The 20,748-nt window shown below is 38.6% G+C and carries 22 protein-coding genes; 11 read left to right on the forward strand and 11 right to left on the reverse strand.

The features are described 5' to 3' along the window. Positions 1 to 30 precede the first annotated feature (30 nt). Together PGU50_RS06415 and guaA are read left to right on the forward strand one after the other, a co-directional pair. Positions 31 to 1,395 (forward strand): MATE family efflux transporter, encoded by a 1,365-nt coding sequence (locus tag PGU50_RS06415; RefSeq protein ID WP_270246473.1) that lies wholly within the window; start codon positions 31 to 33, stop codon positions 1,393 to 1,395. A 200-nt stretch (positions 1,396 to 1,595) separates the two neighbouring features. Then, on the forward strand, positions 1,596 to 3,143 hold the full coding sequence (gene guaA, locus PGU50_RS06420; RefSeq protein ID WP_117558786.1) for a glutamine-hydrolyzing GMP synthase: 1,548 nt from the start codon (positions 1,596 to 1,598) through the stop codon (positions 3,141 to 3,143). Positions 3,144 to 3,435: 292 nt separating this feature from the next. On the opposite strand, the gene PGU50_RS06425 is transcribed toward guaA, so the two are convergent. Continuing rightward, a complete protein-coding gene (locus PGU50_RS06425) occupies positions 3,436 to 3,966 on the reverse strand; it encodes a helix-turn-helix domain-containing protein (RefSeq protein ID WP_009247529.1) in 531 nt (176 codons plus the stop codon). 448 nt (positions 3,967 to 4,414) lie between these two features. On the opposite strand from PGU50_RS06425, the gene PGU50_RS06430 reads away from it, so the two are divergent. The 8 genes from PGU50_RS06430 to PGU50_RS06465 all read left to right on the forward strand — a co-directional run bounded on the left by PGU50_RS06430 (position 4,415) and on the right by PGU50_RS06465 (position 11,643). Continuing rightward, a complete protein-coding gene (locus PGU50_RS06430) occupies positions 4,415 to 4,603 on the forward strand; it encodes a transcriptional regulator (protein ID WP_009247528.1) in 189 nt (62 codons plus the stop codon). After that, positions 4,604 to 5,695: a site-specific integrase gene (locus PGU50_RS06435; protein WP_009247527.1), complete on the forward strand. Its 1,092-nt coding sequence runs from the start codon at positions 4,604 to 4,606 to the stop codon at positions 5,693 to 5,695. It abuts the gene before it with no gap. Beyond that, positions 5,685 to 6,020, forward strand: a complete 336-nt coding sequence (locus tag PGU50_RS06440; RefSeq protein WP_009247526.1) for a plasmid mobilization protein — start codon at positions 5,685 to 5,687, stop codon at positions 6,018 to 6,020. The genes PGU50_RS06435 and PGU50_RS06440 overlap by 11 nt, the downstream gene beginning before the upstream one ends. Continuing rightward, a complete protein-coding gene (locus tag PGU50_RS06445; protein WP_009247525.1) occupies positions 6,010 to 7,164 on the forward strand; it encodes an AAA family ATPase in 1,155 nt (384 codons plus the stop codon). The genes PGU50_RS06440 and PGU50_RS06445 overlap by 11 nt, the downstream gene beginning before the upstream one ends. Before the next feature lie 355 nt (positions 7,165 to 7,519). After that, positions 7,520 to 8,659 carry a plasmid recombination protein gene (locus tag PGU50_RS06450; protein WP_019190307.1) on the forward strand — a complete coding sequence of 380 codons (1,140 nt, stop codon included), beginning with the start codon at positions 7,520 to 7,522 and terminating at the stop codon, positions 8,657 to 8,659. A 26-nt stretch (positions 8,660 to 8,685) separates the two neighbouring features. Then, positions 8,686 to 9,063 (forward strand): TnpV protein, encoded by a 378-nt coding sequence (locus tag PGU50_RS06455; protein WP_009247523.1) that lies wholly within the window; start codon positions 8,686 to 8,688, stop codon positions 9,061 to 9,063. Between the two features lie 453 nt (positions 9,064 to 9,516). Next, positions 9,517 to 11,061, forward strand: coding sequence for an ATP-binding cassette domain-containing protein (locus PGU50_RS06460; RefSeq protein ID WP_009247522.1), 1,545 nt, complete (start codon positions 9,517 to 9,519; stop codon positions 11,059 to 11,061). Positions 11,062 to 11,145: 84 nt separating this feature from the next. Further along, positions 11,146 to 11,643, forward strand: coding sequence for a nucleotidyltransferase domain-containing protein (locus tag PGU50_RS06465; protein WP_009247521.1), 498 nt, complete (start codon positions 11,146 to 11,148; stop codon positions 11,641 to 11,643). A 305-nt stretch (positions 11,644 to 11,948) separates the two neighbouring features. On the opposite strand, the gene PGU50_RS06470 is transcribed toward PGU50_RS06465, so the two are convergent. From PGU50_RS06470 to PGU50_RS06485, 4 genes are all read right to left on the reverse strand, one after another. Beyond that, positions 11,949 to 13,139, reverse strand: coding sequence for a site-specific integrase (locus tag PGU50_RS06470; protein WP_009265204.1), 1,191 nt, complete (start codon positions 13,137 to 13,139; stop codon positions 11,949 to 11,951). Positions 13,140 to 13,174: 35 nt separating this feature from the next. Next, positions 13,175 to 13,369 (reverse strand): DUF3173 domain-containing protein, encoded by a 195-nt coding sequence (locus PGU50_RS06475; protein ID WP_009265203.1) that lies wholly within the window; start codon positions 13,367 to 13,369, stop codon positions 13,175 to 13,177. Positions 13,370 to 13,863: 494 nt separating this feature from the next. Continuing rightward, positions 13,864 to 14,103, reverse strand: a complete 240-nt coding sequence (locus tag PGU50_RS06480; RefSeq protein ID WP_005423216.1) for a helix-turn-helix domain-containing protein — start codon at positions 14,101 to 14,103, stop codon at positions 13,864 to 13,866. Beyond that, positions 14,093 to 14,524 (reverse strand): RNA polymerase sigma factor, encoded by a 432-nt coding sequence (locus PGU50_RS06485; RefSeq protein ID WP_044925118.1) that lies wholly within the window; start codon positions 14,522 to 14,524, stop codon positions 14,093 to 14,095. The genes PGU50_RS06480 and PGU50_RS06485 overlap by 11 nt, the downstream gene beginning before the upstream one ends. A 497-nt stretch (positions 14,525 to 15,021) precedes the next feature. Here PGU50_RS06485 and PGU50_RS06490 point away from each other — a divergent pair, with 497 nt between their 5' ends. Further along, positions 15,022 to 15,381, forward strand: a complete 360-nt coding sequence (locus PGU50_RS06490; RefSeq protein WP_005342894.1) for a helix-turn-helix transcriptional regulator — start codon at positions 15,022 to 15,024, stop codon at positions 15,379 to 15,381. Between the two features lie 231 nt (positions 15,382 to 15,612). On the opposite strand, the gene PGU50_RS06495 is transcribed toward PGU50_RS06490, so the two are convergent. From PGU50_RS06495 to PGU50_RS06520, 6 genes are all read right to left on the reverse strand, one after another. After that, positions 15,613 to 16,512 carry a sensor histidine kinase gene (locus PGU50_RS06495; RefSeq protein WP_118639047.1) on the reverse strand — a complete coding sequence of 300 codons (900 nt, stop codon included), beginning with the start codon at positions 16,510 to 16,512 and terminating at the stop codon, positions 15,613 to 15,615. Positions 16,513 to 16,521: 9 nt separating this feature from the next. Beyond that, positions 16,522 to 17,259, reverse strand: a complete 738-nt coding sequence (locus PGU50_RS06500; protein WP_055303142.1) for an ABC transporter permease — start codon at positions 17,257 to 17,259, stop codon at positions 16,522 to 16,524. A 15-nt stretch (positions 17,260 to 17,274) separates the two neighbouring features. Beyond that, on the reverse strand, positions 17,275 to 17,970 hold the full coding sequence (locus tag PGU50_RS06505) for an ABC transporter permease (protein WP_055165788.1): 696 nt from the start codon (positions 17,968 to 17,970) through the stop codon (positions 17,275 to 17,277). Then, positions 17,948 to 18,886 (reverse strand): ABC transporter ATP-binding protein, encoded by a 939-nt coding sequence (locus PGU50_RS06510; protein WP_035403278.1) that lies wholly within the window; start codon positions 18,884 to 18,886, stop codon positions 17,948 to 17,950. The genes PGU50_RS06505 and PGU50_RS06510 overlap by 23 nt, the downstream gene beginning before the upstream one ends. Positions 18,887 to 18,987: 101 nt before the next feature. Next, a complete protein-coding gene (locus PGU50_RS06515) occupies positions 18,988 to 19,674 on the reverse strand; it encodes a response regulator transcription factor (protein ID WP_005342931.1) in 687 nt (228 codons plus the stop codon). A gap of 169 nt (positions 19,675 to 19,843) precedes the next feature. Further along, the gene (locus PGU50_RS06520; RefSeq protein WP_270246476.1) at positions 19,844 to 20,746 is read right to left on the reverse strand and encodes a conjugal transfer protein; all 903 of its coding nucleotides are present in this window, start codon (positions 20,744 to 20,746) and stop codon (positions 19,844 to 19,846) included. Positions 20,747 to 20,748 lie beyond the last annotated feature (2 nt).

Genomic DNA, 20,748 nt, shown 5'->3' on the forward strand with positions numbered 1-20,748 from the left:
ACAAAAGAGAAGGGACAGGAAAAGAGAAGAATGGGGAAAACGAAACAAAAACAGGATCGAAGTCATTATTTGTTTTCCAATCGGGAACTGGCAAATCTGATCGGACCTTTGGTAATCGAGCAGTTATTGGCAGTTTTTGTTGGGATGGCAGATTCTATTATGGTTGCAAATGTTGGAGAAGCAGCTGTGTCGGGCGTGTCGCTGGTTGACAATATTATGATTCTGATCATCAATATTTTTGCAGCACTGGCGACTGGTGGAGCAGTTGTTGCCGGACAGTATATTGGCAGGAAAGATGAAAAATCAGCATGTAAAGCGGCTACACAGCTGGTATGGTTTGTGAGTCTTAGTGCGGTTGCGATCATGATATTGGTTTACTTCGGAAAAGATATAATTCTGAATCAGGTATTTGGTCACATTACAGCGGAAGTAAAAGGAAATGCAGATATTTATCTGCTAATTGTAACAGCTTCGATTCCATTTATCGCGTTATATAATGGTGGGGCAGCAATTTTCCGTGCGATGGGGAATTCGCAGGTATCCATGCGGGTATCGCTTTTGATGAATGCAATCAATGTAACCGGAAATGCAATTCTTGTGTTCGGATTACGGATCGGAACGGCGGGTGTTGCAATACCGACACTGATTTCCAGAATGGTTGCCGCGATAGTGATAACAGTGTTGCTCTGCAATCAGACACGTATCTTGCATATTGAGCGGACACTGAAAATCCGGTTTGATGGAAGAATGATACGGAAAATACTTGCAATTGGGGTTCCCAATGGTCTGGAAAACAGTATGTTTCAGCTGGGCAAAATTTTAGTGCTGAGTCTGGTTTCAACCTTCGGTACTTATGCAATTGCGGCAAATGCAGTTTCCAATGCGATTGCGCTGTTCCAGATTCTTCCTGGAATGGCGATCTCGCTGGCAATTACGACAGTTATTTCCCAGTGCGTCGGCGCAAATGACTATGAACAGGTACGTTACTATCTGAAAAAACTGCTTGCGATCATTTATGTGGCAATGGTGGGAACGGTAGCACTTATTTTCCTTGCACTTCCATTGATTTTGAAAGCATACAATTTGTCAGATCAGACAGCTGCGGCAGCAACAAATATTATTCATTTCCATGGAATCAGTGCAATGATTATCTGGCCACTTTCATTTGCCCTTCCAGCAGCGTATCGTGCGGCAGGAGATGCAAAAGCCTGTATGTATACATCGATTGTGTCGATGTGGATTTTCCGGATCGGATTCAGTTATCTGGTAGGAAAATATATGGGACTGGGAGTATTTGGCGTGTGGGTTGCAATGGTGATCGACTGGGTAGTACGTGCAATCTGTTTTATTATCCGGTACTTTAATGGAAAGTGGAAACATGGGGCAATTGTGTAAATACAGAAGAAAGTTGTCATTTGTAAGATGGTTAGAAAGATGATGCCTGAATATGAGTTTTAATTGCAGACCAGAGTTCAAACTTTGGTTCGGGCGATAGAAAATGCTTGTAAAACATCCAGAGCTCTACTATAATAAAATATAAAAGCAATAAATAGAAAAAGCGGTCTGAAAGGATCGTATTTTACAGGAGGAAAACCTTGAAGAACGAATTAGTGATTGTACTTGACTTTGGTGGACAGTATAACCAGCTTGTCGCAAGACGTGTCAGGGAATGTAATGTATATTGCGAAATTTATTCTTATAAGATTGATATCGAAAAGATTAAAGCAATGAACCCGAAGGGAATTATCCTGACAGGAGGACCGAATAGCTGTTACGAACCGGATTCACCGACTTATTCTGAAGAACTCTTTAAGCTTGGCATTCCGGTACTTGGTCTTTGTTATGGTGCACAGCTTATGTCTCACGTACTTGGCGGAAAAGTTGAAAAAGCTGACGTCAGAGAATATGGTAAGACAGAAGTCATCATCGACAAGAAAGATTCCAAAGTATTTGAAAATGTATCTGCAACAACAACCTGCTGGATGAGCCATTTTGATTATATTTCGCAGGTGGCACCGGGATTTGAGATTACTGCACACACAGCAGACTGTCCGGTAGCAGCAGCAGAAAATGCAGCAGAAAAGCTTTATGCAATCCAGTTCCATCCTGAAGTGCTTCATACACCGGAAGGAACCAAGATGATCAACAACTTTGTAAAGAATGTCTGTGGATGTGTCGGCGAATGGAAGATGGATGCATTTGTTGAAAATACCATCCAGGAAATCCGTGAAAAAGTTGGGGACGGAAGAGTACTTCTTGCGCTTTCAGGCGGAGTTGATTCCTCTGTGGCAGCAGGACTGCTTTCCAGAGCAATCGGCAAACAGCTTACCTGCGTATTTGTAGATCACGGTCTTCTTCGTAAGAATGAAGGCGATGAAGTTGAGGCAGTATTTGGACCGAATGGTCAGTTTGACCTGAACTTTATCCGTGTCAATGCACAGGAAAGATACTACAGCAAGCTTGCCGGAGTTACAGAACCGGAGGCAAAGCGTAAAATTATCGGAGAAGAATTTATCCGTATTTTTGAAGAAGAAGCAAAGAAGATCGGTGCAGTAGAATTCCTTGCACAGGGAACGATTTACCCGGACGTTGTAGAAAGCGGACTTGGCGGAGAATCAGCAGTGATCAAGTCTCATCACAACGTAGGAGGACTTCCGGAGTATGTTGATTTCAAAGAAATCATTGAACCACTTCGTGATCTCTTCAAAGATGAAGTCCGCAAGGCGGGTCTTGAACTTGGACTTCCGGAGAAGCTTGTATTCCGTCAGCCATTCCCGGGACCGGGACTTGGAATCCGTATCATCGGAGAAGTAACGGCTGAAAAAGTACGGATCGTACAGGATGCAGATGCAATTTACAGAGAAGAGATTGCAAACGCGGGACTTGACCGCAGCATCGGACAATATTTTGCAGCCCTGACCAACATGAGAAGCGTTGGTGTTATGGGTGACGAGAGAACTTACGATTATGCAGTTGCACTTCGTGCAGTAAATACGGTAGATTTTATGACTGCTGAGGCAGCAAAGATTCCGTATGAAGTACTTGATAAAGTAATGAGCAGAATTATCAATGAAGTTCGTGGGGTTAACAGAGTATTCTATGATCTGACGAGTAAACCGCCGGGAACGATTGAGTTTGAATAAATCGAGTTGCTTAAAAAAGCCAGTGTTTATGCGGGTTTCAGCGATTTCGATTAGTCTTTTGATAACAAATTGATAACAGTCATAGCAAGTGCCATTATTCTTGTTATCCAGTGGTTTATGGGTAACGGAACAATTAACAGGTGGCTTGCAGACTAAAGTTCGGAGCTTGGCTCTGAACAAATTCCATATTATAAACTAAGCCCTTAGCTGTGGTTAATAACCATAGTTAAGGGCTTTTTTGTCGTTGCCAAAGCATCTGTAGGGAGCTGCCAGTGGCAGGTCCTGTAGGTGCTTATTTATCTTTCAAGTGGTCTTTGAATGCTTCCACGAGAGCGTCACTTAATTCCTGTGATGGAACTTTTGCCCAACGCTGTGTGGTGTCGAACTCTGGATAATGGTAACGCCAGTTATCGTATTCTTCTCTGTTGATTTCTTCGGAAGATAGCTTGTCTGCCTGTTCTTTCCAAGCATACAGCATTTTGAGGAGTTCATATGCTTCTCTGCCTTTGTCCTTGTTGACCTTTAAGCATACCTCTCCGTCTGCTTCACTGACAGTAAGACCGTAAATATCTTCAAGGGTAAACAGAGTGTGCATAAGACCGATATAGCTGTCTATGTCAGGAACATCAAGAGCCTGTGGAGAAACATCAAGCACCTGTGCCAATGCATTTGTAAGGTCTGCTTTCGGTTTGCGTGTACCAGTTTCGTACTGTGCCAAACGCACATCAGCACTCTTTTCTGGAAAACCGATTGCTGTACCGAGATACTTTTGTGTCATACCACGCATTAGTCTGAAAAAATGTATTCTTTCGCTGATAGCCATAATGATACGCTCCTTTTATATTTAGTGAAATAAGTATAGCAGAAATGTTTAGTGGAAGTCAAGAAAAACCGAAACAAAAATGTTTAATATTTTCTTTGCAACCACTTGACAATAGCAAATATGTTTAGTAAAATAAATTACGAATTAAACAAATATGCTTAATGCGACAACTGAATGACCGTCCGAAAAGCCAAACCGCCAAGACCTCGTCGGAGCAAGTTCCGTATCGTTCGCTTGTGTGCAAGCACAAAAGCTCATTCGCTGCACTGCTCCTCCTCTTCCCCAAAAGTCTCCGACTTTTCGGGAACCCCTATACGAGCGAGCGCCTGATGTACTGCGGTGCATTGGGACAGCACAGCGCCTGCCGACAAGCAGGAGTGCCTGTTGGAACTTTAACACGGAGAAAGCGGCAAGCAAAAAATTATTTTAAGAAAGGAAGAAAAAGGATATGGAAAACAGATTTATCCGAGCCGAAGATGTGGCTCAGGAACTAAACGTATCAAAACCTTATGCATATAAACTCATCAGACAATTAAATGAGGAATTGAAAGCAAAGGGCTTTATTACGATTGCAGGGCGTGTAAATCGCCAGTATTTTTACGAAAGGCTCTACGGAGCAGGAAAGGGGGAAATGTAAATGCCGGTATTTAAGAATGAAGATAACGGTACTTGGTATGTGATGGCAAGGTATGTGAACTGGAAAGGGGAACGCAAGCAGAAATGCAAGCGTGGCTTTGCTACCAAACGAGAAGCACAGGAATGGGAAAGAATGTTCAAATTGCAGACTTCTTCAGACCTTGATATGAGTTTTGAAGCCTTTACGGAGCTTTATATCAATGATGTGAAGAACCGTTTGAAGGAAAACACGTGGCTTACCAAAGAGCATATCATACGCACAAAGATACTTCCGTATTTCGGGAAACTGAAAATCAGCGAGATTTCCACAAAGGAGATTATTACTTGGCAGAATGAAATGCTTGCCTATCGTGATGAGAAGAAAAAGCCTTATTCACAGACGTATCTGAAAACGCTGCACAATCAGTTGTCCGCCATTTTCAATCACGCTGTCCGCTACTATGAACTGCGTTCCAATCCTGCGGCAAAGGTGGGAAATATGGGACGTGAGGAACACAAGGAAATGCTGTTCTGGACAAAGGAAGAATACAAGAAATTCTCTTTTGAGATGATGGACAAGCCTGTTTCCTTTTATGCGTTTGAAATGCTTTACTGGTGCGGTATCCGAGAGGGCGAGCTGTTAGCTTTGACTCCGGCAGATTTCAACTTTGATAAGGAAACAGTCACAATCAATAAATCCTATCAGCGTTTGAAAGGGCAGGATGTGATTACTTCTCCGAAAACGAAAAAGAGCAACCGCACGATTAAAATGCCGAAGTTTCTGTGTGAGGAAATGAAAGAATATCTCGGTATGCTTTACGGATTGAAGAAGAAAGACCGTATCTTTACGGTGACGAAAAGCTATCTTCATCACGAGATGGACAGAGGGGCAAAGGCGGCAGGCGTGAAGCGTATCCGCATTCACGATCTCCGTCACAGCCACATTTCACTCTTGATTGATATGGGCTTTTCTGCGGTGGCGATTGCTGACCGAGTTGGTCACGAAAGTATTGATATTACTTATCAGTACGCACACCTCTTTCCGTCAAAGCAGATTGAGATGGCAGAAAAATTAGATGATTTAGGGAAAGGAGATTTTGAAAATGTCAGCTAAGAACAGAGATAACAAAAATCGTTGGAGGAATATCACAGTAGGGTTTCGAGTATCGCCCGAAGAAAACGAACTCATTAACAGAGCTGTAGCTCTATCAGGATTGCCAAAACAGGAGTATTGTTACCGCCGTTGCTTAAATCAGGATGTGGTGGTACAGGGCAATCCGAGAGTGTATAAGGCGTTGAAAACGGAATTTGCCACAGTCCTTGCGGAACTGAAAAGGATTGAAGCAGGAAAAGGTGTGGATGATGAACTGCTGAGTGTAATAGAACTGATTTCCATTATTCTCGGCGGTTTGAAAGGAGAGGATGCGAATGGAGAATAAAAAAGAAATGACTATTCCAAATGTATCTGCGGCAACAGATGCGGAACAGTCACTTTCCAAATGTACTGACAATAGTATAGTCAATCAGGATACGGATTTCAAGGGGTACGAGCAATCTTTTGAAGAAATGCAAAGGGAAATACTCAGACAGTTAGACCCTTCCTATCTGAAAACAGTATCAATGACAACGCTGTATGATACGGTGTTTGAGGTTCAGACACCACTTATCGACGGTCTGCTCCAAAGGGGAACTTACCTTTTCGTAGGTTCCCCGAAAGTGGGAAAGAGCTTTATGATGGCACAGCTTGCCTATCATATCAGCACAGGCACACCGCTTTGGGAGTATAAGGTGCGTAAGGCAACGGTGCTTTATTTTGCCCTTGAAGATGATTACCCACGTTTGCAGAAGCGATTGTTTCAGATGTTCGGTGCAAAGGAGACAGGCAATCTGTATTTCGCAACGGAATGTAAAACGGTCAATGGCGGACTGGAAGAACAGATAAGAGGGTTTATGAGGGAACACCCAGACACAGGCTTGATTATCATAGACACCTTAAAGCGTGTGCGTGAAGCAGGCGGAGCAGATTACAGCTACGCAAGTGATTATGATGTTGTGGCAAGGCTGAAAGCGTTGGCAGACAGTTACAAGGTTTCAATGCTTATTGTTCATCATACACGCAAACAAAAATCGGAAGATATATTCGATATGATTTCAGGCACGAATGGTCTGATGGGTGCGGCAGACGGTGCATTTGTTCTCAGTAAGGACAAGCGTACTTCCAACAATGCCACACTTGATGTTGCTGGCAGAGACCAGCAGGATATGAAAATCCATCTTGTAAGGGACAGCGAGCGATTGGTGTGGAACTTTGCAAAATCGGAAACGGAGATGTGGAAAGAACCGCCCGAACCTCTGCTTGAGAAGATAGCGGATACGCTCTTTTCGGAAAGTGACAGATGGGAAGGAACTGCTTCGGAACTTTGCGAAAGGCTTGCGGTGGATATAAAGCCGAATGTACTTTCTTTAAGGCTCAGTATCAACGCAAGCAGGCTGTTTCGTGATTACGGTATCCGTTATCAGAACAGCCGCACACACGACGGAAGAAAGGTTTCACTTTGGAAAGAAACCGAGCAGACGGCGTGACAAACGGTGTCAAAGGTGTCAATGTTTTTGAGAGCAGCACGCTGTGAAAAACATTGTCACCATCGTCACACTTTGACACCGGATAAAGTTTAGGGGAGTGTGCAGAGAGTGCCTTTTCAAAGGCGGCTCTTTGGTCTCGCCTGCTGGCTCGGTCGGTTCGCAGGCGTGTGTGCCACCGGCACACGCTCACCCCTCGGAGAGCCTTCGGAGAACGCAAAACCTGTTTACAGGTCGCATTTTTGATGGGTGTACCCGTCAAAAGTGCTTTTGCGTTACTTTTGACAAAAGTAACAAAACCTGAGAATGTTGAAATTTACAGATGGGAGATGAAAAAATGCAGAGAACGATAAGTGCAATGGTCGGTAAAGGCTCGGTCAATCACAATAGCCGAAAGTTCCGAGCAGAAAATGTAGACGGAACTCGTACTCATCTCAATATCGACTACTGCAATGAAAATATAAAGACAGTTTATCACGAATTGTTTGATGAAGCATTGGAAAGATACAATGCCAAGCAGATAAGGTCAGACCGAAAGATAAAAGATTATTATGAAAAAATCCGAAGTTCCAAGCAGGAAAAACCGTTCCACGAAATCATTTTACAGGTGGGCGGTAAGGGAAATATGAACGCCGATACGGAAAACGGAGAACTGGCAAAGCAGATTTTAGATGAATACTATCAGGGTTTTCAGGAGCGAAATCCACAGCTTCGGGTGTTCTCGGCTCATCTGCATATGGATGAAGCTACACCACATCTGCACATAGATTTTGTACCTTTTACCACAGGCAGCAAGCGTGGACTTGATACAAGAGTGTCACTAAAGCAGGCTCTTGCAACGCAAGGTTTTAAGGGCGGCAGTCGTGGCGATACGGAGTGGTCGCAATGGATACAGTCCGAAAAAGAACAGCTTGCGGCGGTGATGGAACGTTATGGGATTGAGTGGGAACATTTAGGCACACACGAAAAACATCTTTCTGTTTTGGATTATAAAAAGCAGGAAAGAGAAAAAGAAGTGGCGGCATTAGGTGCGAAAATCGAGCAGAAACAGATTGAATTTGATGTGTTGTCGGAACGAGTATTGAACTATGATAAGGCAAAAGACGAGCTGTCAAATCTTGAAATAGAGCTTGATACTGCACCGAAATATCAGTTGCCAGAACCAGAGAAATTTATGACTGCAAAGGCATATAAAACCAAAATGGCAGAGCCGGTTGTAAGGAAATTGAAGCAACTTGTCAAAACGGTGCTTGCCCGCTGCTTTGAGGGGTGGGACAACTATCATAGGCTGAATACAGCGAATGCACAGTTATACCGCACCAATCAGCGTTTGGAGAAAGTCAATGAAAGATTGACCGAAGAAAACAAAATCCTAAAAGCAGAAAATAAAGATTACAGCCTGCTCCGTAAGGTTTTTGGTCGCAAACAGATAGATGATTTGTTGGAGCAGGCAAGAACAGTTAAAGGTCGCAAGCGTGATAATACACGATCACGATAGACAAAAATCACAGGAGGAAAAGGAAAATGACAAAGACAATTTTTGAAGAAATGGGCGGAACTTATAGACAGGTGGGTGATTATTTATTGCCGAACATCACAGTACCAGCCGAAGAAGAAATAGAGCCGATTGGTTTATGGGGGAAACGACATGCAAGGCATTTAAAGGAACACTATAAAGTGTTATATATGAACCTGCTGACAAGCGGAAAGCTGCATAGTTATCTTGCAGAAGTCGATAAGCAAGCAGAGGATATGTTTCTTCGACTGGTAAAGGAATATGCCGACAGACAAGATGTGACGGAACAATTAAAGAAAGATAATCCCTACGAATGGATTGGAAGAATGAATAATATTCAGGCTTGTGTGAGGGAAGTTGTAGGAACGGAGTTGATTTACACATAAGCGTTTTACGGTATGGTGCTCCTGCGTTTGCTGGAGTGCTGTGGTTGTGGTTGTAAAGAGGTTGTGAAAGATTGAATTTCGTAATGGTTGGATGTATAATTAGGAAGTGAAAATTTTAATTTGCACTTCCATAAGGTGAAATGTATTGACACAAAAAATACAGTATGATAGTATTGCCATTAGAAGAAAGAAAGGCACATTTTGTGTAAGGTGAGGAAATGATTAATAGATAATTTGATTTAAGTAAGACACATATAGTTATTGAGCCTGTAGAGAATAGGTTTGTTTTGTGTACGCTTAAGTTGGATTATCGCAAGAGGCATTTCCTTTGTTTTCCTTTTGGAAAAGAAATAAGGGGCTATTTAGCGAGTCTATTTTTGCGTATGCAAAAAAGACTCGTTTTTGTGTGTTCAAAATAATAATTGGCTCAGACTTCGAAAAGGAGAAACTTTAATGTTGCAGATAAAAAAATTAAATTTAACACATAAAAAAGACCTGAGAATAATTCTTAATGATTTCAACCTTGTGCTAAATGATGGAGATAAGGCAGTTATTATTGGAGAAGAGGGAAATGGGAAATCGACATTAATGAAGTGGATATACAATCCGTCGCTTGTAGAAAACTATATAGAAGCAGATGGGGAAAGGATAATGGGACACGAACGTCTTGGTTATCTTCCGCAGGAGATGCTCGATGAAGATAAGGAAAAAACAATATACGAATATTTTTCTGAAGAGGAAATATTCTGGGAGAAAACGCCTAAAGAATTGTCTGTTATTGCGGGAAAATTTGGAATGAAAAATGATTTTTTCTACAGTAACCAGACAATGGGTAGTCTTTCAGGAGGCGAAAAAGTCAAGACACAACTTATGAGGCTTTTCATTCGCGATGTTTCTGTGCTGTTGTTGGACGAACCTTCCAATGACATCGACATTGCGACGCTTACATTACTGGAAAAAATCATAAATGACTGGAAGCACATTGTGCTTTTTATTTCACACGATGAAACGCTGATAGAGCGTACTGCCAACATGGTGATACATATCGAGCAGATTATACGAAAAACAAAGGCGAGATATACCGTGGCAAAGCTTCCCTATAGACGCTATGTGGAAGAACGGCTTCATAAATTTGAAATCCAAAAACAGCGGGCACTGAGTGACCGTAGGGAGAAAAAGATTCGCGATGAAAAATATCAAAGAGTTATGCAGAGTGTACAAGGTGCATTAAGAAGTTGTACCAGACAAGCACCGTCTGTTGCCAAAAACTTAAAGGACAAAATGCATACGGTTAAGGCAATGGAACGAAGATTTGAAAAAGAAGATGAAAATATGACTCAGATGCCGGAACAGGAAGAAGCAATCTTTGTCAAATTAGGGGATGAAAACTCACACATTCCCGCAGGAAAAACGGTCATAGAATATGAACTTTCAAAGCTTGTGACTCCGGATGGCAAAAGAATTTTAGCAGAAGGAATTCATTTAAAAATAAAAGGTTCAGAAAAAATCTGTATGATAGGAGCCAACGGGGCAGGAAAAACGACTCTTCTAAAAAAGATAGCGGAAGAACTCCTAAATCGGAATGACATTAAAGCAGAATATATGCCTCAAACTTATGAAGACCTGCTGGATTTGGATGTTACACCGGTTGATTACCTTGATAAAACAGGAGATAAAGAAGAGCGTACAAGAATTAGAACATACCTTGGTTCACTTAAATACACACCAGATGAAATGGAGCATCCGATTCGGGAGTTATCAGGCGGACAAAAGGCGAAAGTGCTTCTCTTGAGGATGAGCTTAAGTGGTGCAAATGTTCTTATTCTGGATGAACCGACAAGAAATTTTTCACCATTGTCCGGTCCGGTAATAAGAAAAATGCTCCGAGAATTTCCGGGGGCTGTCATTAGCATTTCTCACGATAGAAAGTATATTGAAGAGGTGTGCGATAAAATATATCAGCTAAATCCTAATGGATTACAGCTAATTGGTGATTGATAACAAAAAGGATGAAAGACTGACAAATTTCAGGCTTTTAGTGAGTTGGAAAGCATACAAAGATTTGAATTTGGAGGATAGATTATGGTACGTACAGAAGATGCATGTGAAATTATAAAATATGCTTTGCAAAACGAAATTAAAGTATATTTAGATGGCGGATGGGGTGTTGATGCACTTCTTAAAAGAGAATCAAGAATACACAATGATATTGATTTGTTTGTTGAACTGAAACATTATCATGATTATATTTATGTGATTAAGCAGCATGGATTTGAGGAAGTAAATACTGATTATACAACGGATGGTCATACTGTCTGGAAAGATGATAAACAAAGAATCATTGATTTACATTGTTTTGAATTTACAGATGACGGAATTGTTTATGAGGGAGATATATTTCCATCAAAAACTTTTTCCGGTATTGGAAAAGTTGGAGATATAACTGTTTCTTGTATTGAACCATTGAGTCAGGTAATGCTTCATTTGGGATATGAACACGATAAAAATGATGTGCATGATGTGATGCTGTTGTGTGAAACATTTCAAATAGCAATACCAGATGAATATAAGGAAAAGTAAAATTTCAGTTTTGTGTTGAATCTCTAAGCAAAATAGCTTATAATTTGACATGCTACATATAGTTATTATCCACAGTTATCGAGTAGGTGTTATCAATGCCGATAACAAAATGATAACATTAGCTCGTATAGGCAGGATAATATGGATATATCAAATAATCAAAAGAACGAGAAACATTACAGAGAATAATTCCTAAACAAAAAGCGTTAGTCTTTGTAGAGTTTGAATAGTTGAAGCTGAGCTGTAAAGCCTTTGTTTACAAGGGTTTTACAGCTTTTCCTTTATAGGATTGCATTTTCATTGCATTATTTTTTTTCAACTGTTCTGTGATAGATTGCTGTATGTTGATTGCTGGTATAATTAGCAATGCTTTCAGTAGCAGATTGTACTTGTAATATTCCAGTCAGCTTTTTAGCAACTTCAAGATTCGTATTTGGATACAGATGACCATAAGTGCCGAGTGTTGTCTGTATTTTTTCATGTCCTAAACGTTCCTTGATAAGTAAAGGATTTTCGCCCATGCTGATAAGCAATGAAGCGTGTGAATGTCGCAAGGCATGAATTTTAATACGATGAACACCTGCTAAATTTGACAACTTTTCCAAAGCTCTGGGAAGCGTTGTTTTACTGGTTGGAGTTCCGTTATAACTTAGTACAAGTGGACAATCGGGAAGAACCTGTTGCTGAACACTTTGCCAAGCCTTTAGCTCATTGAGTGTATCTGAATCAATATAAATAGTACGGATACTTGCCTGTGTTTTCGGCTCAACGAATTTATAGTCCGTCATTGTTCGGTAATATAATGTTTTGGTAATGCTAAGCAAGCCTGTTTCAAAATCTATGTCTGACCAATGTAATGCTGACGCTTCGCCAATTCGCATACCAGTCATAAATAATAACCAGAACGATATAAACAGATAATGTTCATAATAGTCTTTCTTACAGAGTAAGGAAATAACCTTTTGAAATTCTTCTAATGTCCAGAAATCAACTTTGGTTTTCTTGCTTTTGATATTGCCTATCATACGAGAAGGATTTTTCTTCGCAATTCCAAGAACAATAGCTCTGTCAAATGCGATAGAAAGCATTCCCTGTACGATACGAATGTAATTAGGGCTAAAATCTTTTGCAAGTTTCAACTGCCAGTTTTGAACATGAATAGGTTCGATTTCGTCTGTTTCCATTTTGTAGAAATAGGAAAAATGTTTCTTGATGGTAGTAGCACGATTAAGATAAGTGCTTTCTTTTACCTGTGTTTTATACCATGGCAGGTAGGTTTCTTCTATAAATTGCTGAAAAGAAACGCCATCTTTTTTTGTTGTTAATTCTTCGGTAGAAGCTAACACCAGTTTTGAATATTCTTCCTTTGCTTCTTTTTTCGTTCTGAATCCACTTCGGTATTTCTGTATCTGTTTTCCGGTAATGGGATTGTAGCCTAAATTAGCTCTGAAATAATAAGTTCCGTTATCTGCTTTCTTAATAGGGTCTTTTGCCATGATTTCACTCCTTACATGATATGCAAGAAGTACAATCAATCGTTTGTGTCTGATAATGTAATCCCTAATAATTCTTCCACGGCTTCTTTGGGTACTCTGTCCAATTTACGGGATTGGTAATAAGTATGCCCTTTTTCAATCATAAGTTTTTTTGCTTTTCTTATGATGTCTGCCGAGAAAGAAGTTCCATAACCTAGTGCTATGAGGTCTTTTTTTGTTACGGTAATCATAATCCTCCTTTCCATAGACCAGATAAGGAAATCTCAATATCTTGTCTATCAGTATATCAAATGATGAGCAAAAAAGCTCTATTAAGATGATTTTTTCTTGCAAAATCGTTGTTAGATAGTTTTACAAGCAATCAGACGGCTTCGGCAAGCTCCGCTGGTATCTCAACCATTCCCATTCCTGTGGGCTGAACCGTGTCATACGGGTGTATCATTATCCTGTGTTGCAGGTCATGGCAGAACGACTTTTCCAACGGTCGCTCCCAGATCATTGCATGAATCGCTATCTCCCGATTGGAAAAGTCACGGCGTACAACCTCTGATGGCTCACTGCAAGCACAAACGTATCTGACTGCTTTATTCACTTGTCAAAGAACTGTTAGGCTCTTGTCAGCCTGTATCAATTCATTTTTACAAATGGACTGATACAGAATGATAAGAAAAAGCGGAACAGGAAAGAGGGGAGTTTATTAAATCATGCTCCGCTCAAAGATTACTTAATGTTCGTCTATTTCAAATTCACATATCATTTTCAAAAGGGCTTCTCTGATACGTCCCTTTAATTCCATATCAACCACAATGTATACGTTGCCGTATTCATCGTAAAACGGGCGTAAACAGCATTTTGATATATAGGCTTCATAGAACAGCAACAGCTTTTCTATGGCGTTTTCGTTACCGTCCACGGCTGATGATATGAGAAAAAATGATGGAAGTGTGTGTTGCTTATTCTTCATTTGTTTTCTTCTCCTTTAACTGCTTTCTGATTTCTTCAAGTGAATTTCTTCTGTGCCTATATGATGTGCTTCGGTTGATATTCAGCTTTTCGCCTATCTCCGAATCGCTCATATCCAAGAAGAAAAACATCAATACAATGTTCCGGCTTTGCTCCGGCAACTGTTTCAGTGCTTCTGCAAGTTCTTCATCAAGTACACGGATTTCTGTACCGCACACATCGAATGTTGTATATTCACTTTCGTAATCGTCCCATACAATCAATTTCTCAACAACAATCTCTGGAAGCTCACAAAAGGATACTTCCTTTGCCTGTCGTCTGGCTAATTCCTTGCGGTAGTTGCGGACAATGCCTTTCACAACCTTTTTGAGCTTACAATCAAACTGACACTGTATTGTCTTTTGGAAGTCTGATGGTTTCAAAATCACACCCCCTTTCTCTATAAAGTGAAAAGTATGTATCCCTCTTTCCGCACCATATCTGTACGGCAGGGTGTGATTTGTTGCAGGATTGAAAAAATTTTTTGTAAATATGAAAACAGCCTATTTGCATCAATAACAAATAGACTGTTTTTAAAACATCTGATATATGAGTTTTTAATTCATGTTCAAGGACTGATGATGTACTAAGAAAAAAACGGAATAAATTCGGTTGTTGGTATAGACTGCCTGTTTTACTTAGAATCACAAATTGCTCCTTGACCAGAGCAATCCTGTGAAAATAGAAAAAGGACAGCTCTGGTTATACCAAAACCGTCCCTATATTTTTGGACATTATAAAAGAGATTACTCACAGAACGGTTTTTTTTATTTACCGAACTAGGTAATACTTTATTTGAATTTATAGTGCATATAATATGAGTTTTTAATACATTCTAATCGCACAACATGAAGTATAAACTCATGCTAGGTGATTAAAAATGAGAAAAAAGAAAGATACACACAGCTTTGATTTTCGTCCTTTAGGACTGGCAATCAGAGAAGCCAGAGAGAAAGCAGGGCTTTCCAGAAATGATTTAGGCGATAAAGTCTTTTACGGAGAACGTCATATCGCAGATATTGAAAATATCGGAAAACACCCTAGCTTTCAGTTATTCCATGATTTAGTTACAATGTTCAATATATCTGTTGACGAGTATTTCTATCCAGCGAAGAATGTTGAGAAAAACACAGCCCGCCGTCAGATAGATTCGTCACTTGATTTATTGAGTGATAATGAATTAAAAATCATTCAAGGTACGATTGACGGTATCTTGAACAGCAGAGAGAATAAGAAGTGATTTGCTTCTTGTTTTCTCTGTTTTCCTATACAGATTCTTCAACATTTATTTGTTGATCTGCTCCGCAGGCAACAAATAAGAGCCGACTATCCTTATTTCTTTATCGTAAATTTACTTGTTACACAGTAATGAAAAAAGCCAATAGTTTGTAACTGGACTTTACAAACTATTGACTTTACATTTTGATGTCCACTCTTCAATGAATTATCATACGAATATATCTTCAATACTTTATAATTCAAGAGTAATAATAAGGCTATTGGCATGTACTTTTGCAACAATATTTCCGCCAAGAATGGCAACAAGTGTTTTTACTACCGCAAGTCCCAATCCTGTACTTCCATTATGTCTTGATTTATCGCCTGTATAAAAACGGTCAAAAAGTCGATTGCAATCAATTTCTGAACTGTCACTCATTGGATTTTCAATGGTAAATATAATATTATTATTTTCTTTCTCCATAAGTGTTATTTTTATCGTTCCAACAGAATACTTAATTGCATTTGTCAACAGATTTTGTAAAATTCGTTCTACCATATTTTTATCAGAATATACGTATATTGAATAATCTGGGAGATTTATTTCGGGTAAAATATTCTCCTTTTCTAATGCAACGGCATTTTCCGTAATTAAATTTATTAACATATTAGATATATTAAACTTTTCTTTTTCTGGAACTGTCTGCTGTTCTGCCAAAATAGAAAGGTCATAGAATGTTTCTACCAATTCTTTCATTTTTTCGGCTTTGCTAAAAATCACTTTTACACGCTGTGCTTGACTGGATTCCAAATTTTCTTTTTGCAATAATTGTAAATGACCAAGAATGACTGTAAGAGGTGTACGTAAATCATGTGATATATTAGCAACAGATTCTTTTAAATACTCTTCATTGCGTAATACGCCTGCGACAGCCTGTCGTTGTCTGATATTATATTGATTCAATATACCAGCCAGTCTTTCTAAATCTTTATCAATCAACGAAATGTCTAACATCTGCTGTGAATTTCCAGAATTCAATTCATTAACTTGATCCGCAAGATTACGGATTTGTTTTTTTAATTGAATATATCGAAATAGCAGTATTACTAAAAATATTGTTATGATAATTAAAATCCATTCTATGTTAGACATTTTCTCCACCTATTTAAAATCACATTTACAAAATTTTATCCACGAAAGCAATACCAATATACCAGACCATATACATCCTACTAAAATAGCTATCGGTTGAAAAAAGGTTTTCATGCTGACAACGATTCTGATTTGATAAGTAGGTAAAAAACCGACTGGTAATCTCAACATCATTCCATAGCCAAGATATAAGCTAAGACCAAAAATAATAATTGCTGTAACCGAGGTTGCTTTTACAGCATCCTGTAAATAGCAACAAATAAGTATTGCAATTAGAAATATCGCACTATTAAGCAGACAAGAATAAATGATTGCTTTTATAATATTGTAAAAAAACATTCCCACGTCTGCAACACCAAAGCGTCCAAATTCCCTTATGCACCCTGAAACTGGATAGACAAGAGCCATAAGATTAAAAGCAATTAAATACGATATTATTTTACTTGTAAAAATTTGTTTTCTGGAATGTCCAGCACTGACCTCTAAGTTTATTGTTCTCTTAGAAAATTCCTGTCCTAAAATCAATGCAAGTATAGCCGACATGATGATAAGAAGAAACGTAGAATCATACACCATTCCATTAAAAATATCAGCAAGAGAAGAAGCAATTTCTTCTGTCGGTCCCATGACCTCTGTAACATAAGTATCTGCTGTAAAAAATCCTAAAATAAATATTCCAATCATACCACACCAGTAAATAGAATTATGTAACAACTGATATTTTTCCAGTTTTAATAATTTATCCATAAAAAACACCTCCGGTTATTTCAAGTCTGTATGTAAAAAAGCACTACCTGCAATGAAATATAAAATAAAATTCCATAAAAAATCTACAAACAAGCAAAAGTTTGTCGAATAGACCTTTTGCAATGAAATTAACCTAAGTTGTCCCATTGGTATTATTCTGCTGATTATTTGTGCAGATTCACTGTTCAGCAAAAAAATCATAACAAAAAATAAAACCATTGAAACTGTCAGTGTTTTTCCCATATCACGAAAAATAAAAGCAAAAAACATCGGTAATGCACACAGTGTTATCATGGCAAACAGAGTTAGTAAAACCATAGTATATGTGCTATCATTCCAAAAAAGTTTTTCTCCAATATAAAATTGACTAATAATTCCATGTACAAATAATGGAAATACCAGAATGATAATACAACCTATTTGAGATACAATTAACTTTACTCTAAATATAGAACTTCTTTTATGTCCGGCAGTAATATAAGTATTTAAAGTTCTTCCACTAAAATCACTTCCAATGAACAATGCTATAAACACTATACTCAAAAAATAGAGTAACGGAATATTGTATAATGATGCCATAATTAAGTTTGAAGAGCGTTCTTTACTATCTAACAGCAATATGCTACTCAAAAGGAGATTGAATATTCCAATTCCCCAAAAATACCAACTGTGAAACAACTTATATAACTCAGTTTTTAGGAGATTTGACATCTTTTGTTCCTCCTATTTTGCTCAAAAAATAGTCCTCCAAAGTATCGCCAGATACAGAAAGTCCTGTTACAAGAATGTGCGATTCTGCCAAAGCAGACGCAACTGTCTCTAAATCATTCAAATAATCATACAAACGAATTATGCCATCTGGCATTAGTTTAAAGTTATCTGTATGAAGATTCTCTTCCAAAACCAGAACCGTTTTCTGAACATCTGTTGTTTTAATAGCTATATGTCGTTTACACCGTTCATTTAATTCATAATCAGAAATCTCTTCTATAATTTTTCCATGGTCAATCAGAATAAATTCTGATGCTGTTTGATACAATTCTTCTAAGATATGGCTTGAAACCAAAATGGTCATACCATATTCTTTATTCAAAATTTTCAATAAATTTCTGATTTCTACAATTCCAGCAGGGTCAAGACCATTGATAGGCTCGTCTAAAATCAATAGTTCTGGTGTATTTAAAAGTGCAATCGCTATCCCCAATCGTTGACGCATACCTAATGAAAAATTGCGGACACTCTTTTTACCTGTATCTTGCAATCCAACCATATCTAATGTCCTTTTAATAACTGATTTATCTGGTATGCCTCGTTGAATACGCTGTACTTCCATATTTTGATAGGCAGTCATTGACGGGAATAGAGCAGGCGTTTCAATCATACTTCCAATTCGTTTACGCTGTTTCTGCAATTCTTCTGTTCCAGAATTTCCCCATAAAGAAAGTGTACCACTTGTTGGAAACGCAAGCCCTGTGACTAATCTTAAAAAAGTAGTCTTACCTGCTCCGTTTTGACCAATAAATCCATAAATTTTTCCTTTTTTTATTTGTAAATTTATGTGGTCTAATGCTAATGTTTGTTTATATTCTTTGGTTAAAGACTTTGCTTCTAAAATAATTGAACTCATATCCCAAACCTCCTTTACTTAAACCAGTATAACGGGCAATTTTAAAGAATTTCTTAAATCGTAATGAGAAAAGTTAAAAAAATAATAAAGCTAAGGAACGTTTAATCCTTAGCTTTATGTAGGCGGTAGCCAATGCCCCAAACAGTATCAATAAATTCTGTATCAGAGCATATCGCTTTTAATTTATTGCGTAAATTACTGATATGAACATTAAGTGTATTATCCTCAGCAATATATTCCGTATCCCAAACACTTTGAAAAAGATTCGATTTTGAAAATACTTTATCTGGATATTTCATCAACAATTCTAAAATGCCAAATTCTTTAGCGGTTAAGGATAATTCTATTCCATTCAAAAATGCTGTATTTTTCTCTAGGTCTAAAGTCAGATTGTTATATTGCAAACATTCTGTCTGGCTATTTTGAAATTGTACTCTTCGCAGATTACTTTCAATTCTGGCAAGCACTTCTTCCATATCAAAAGGTTTTGTGATATAATCGTCTGCTCCCAGACGAAGCAAGTCGATTTTATTTTGTGTAGTTTCTTTCGCTGAAATAATAATAACAGGTATCGTAAATTTCTTGCGTACATCAGATAAAATAATATCACCACTCCGATAAGGAAGCATAATATCAAGTATAATCAAATCAATTTTTTCTTTATTCAAAAAATCCAGAACATGAAGTCCATCATATTGGCAATGCACAGCATATCCTTTTTCTTTTAGAAAATCAGCCAATAACGCATTTATTTCTAAATCATCTTCAATAATCAATATTTTATTCATTAGCCTACCTCATTCCTGCAATGCTACTTTCCCATTATACATTTAAGGTTGTATTTCCTCAATACCATTGCAACCAATTATATGAGAGGGATTCTTATTTTGTCAATCTAATTGTAAGCAGAATAGTATAGATTGGATAAACAATTACCATACTATTCTGCTGTAACATTTATTCTACAATCTTCCAGTTATCGTCCTTATGAAGCACAAGCTCATACTGTGAGATTTGCGTCATTTTCGACTTGTTATCCAGATACTTTACGGACACGCTGACTTTGAGGTTGTCGCCGTCTTTGGTAAAGACAGGGTTTACCAGTTCCGAAAATACATAGTCGCCGGATACAGGAGCAAGCACTCCGTCTTTGACATAATAGGCAAGTTCCTTTTCCGTAGCTGTCGGGTAGAGCTTAAAGAATGTTTCCAAGAAAGCGGTAGCGTCCTTGACTGTGTCGGAACTGACACTAACATCGGCTTCCTGTGTTTTGGGTTCATACTTTGATTTCTGTATTGCCGGAGCAAGGGTAGGATTCTGGGTAATGACCATTGCACCGTCTTTATCCACATGAACGGTCACGGTGTAGTTTTCTGTGACTGCCTGTGTCTGTTCTCCCTCTTTTACCTGCTGATCTACTTCGTAGGCAACGGTAAAATCGTCCGTTCCAGACTGTTCCACGTTCCAGACCAGTACATTTGTAACGGTCGCACTGATCGGTATGTCCGTTCTGATGGTATCGGCGTTCAAGTCCTGTAATTCTTTGGTAAGGTATTTACTGATTTCCGTTGTCCTTGCTTCAATGGCTTCCTTGCTGGTATCCCATGAGTAGTAGGCTTTCGCAAAGTTCTTGACGAAATTCTCAATCCCATTGGTGTCGTTCAATCTTAGCTGAATGATTTCTTTTTCATGTACCGTGTGGGTGTCAATAGCGGTAAAATTCTTATACACACCAAAGCTGGTGCTTGCTAAAAGCACCGCCCACAACAGCAGGACAGATTTTTTATGTGTCCCGACTTTCATGGTACGCACTTTCTTATTCTTAGGTGCTTTCTCTGTTTTTTCTTTCTTCTTAAACATAT

The organism is Coprococcus sp. AM11-30B (genome assembly GCF_027674365.1).
GTDB classification, from domain to species: domain Bacteria; phylum Bacillota; class Clostridia; order Lachnospirales; family Lachnospiraceae; genus Allocoprococcus; species Allocoprococcus comes.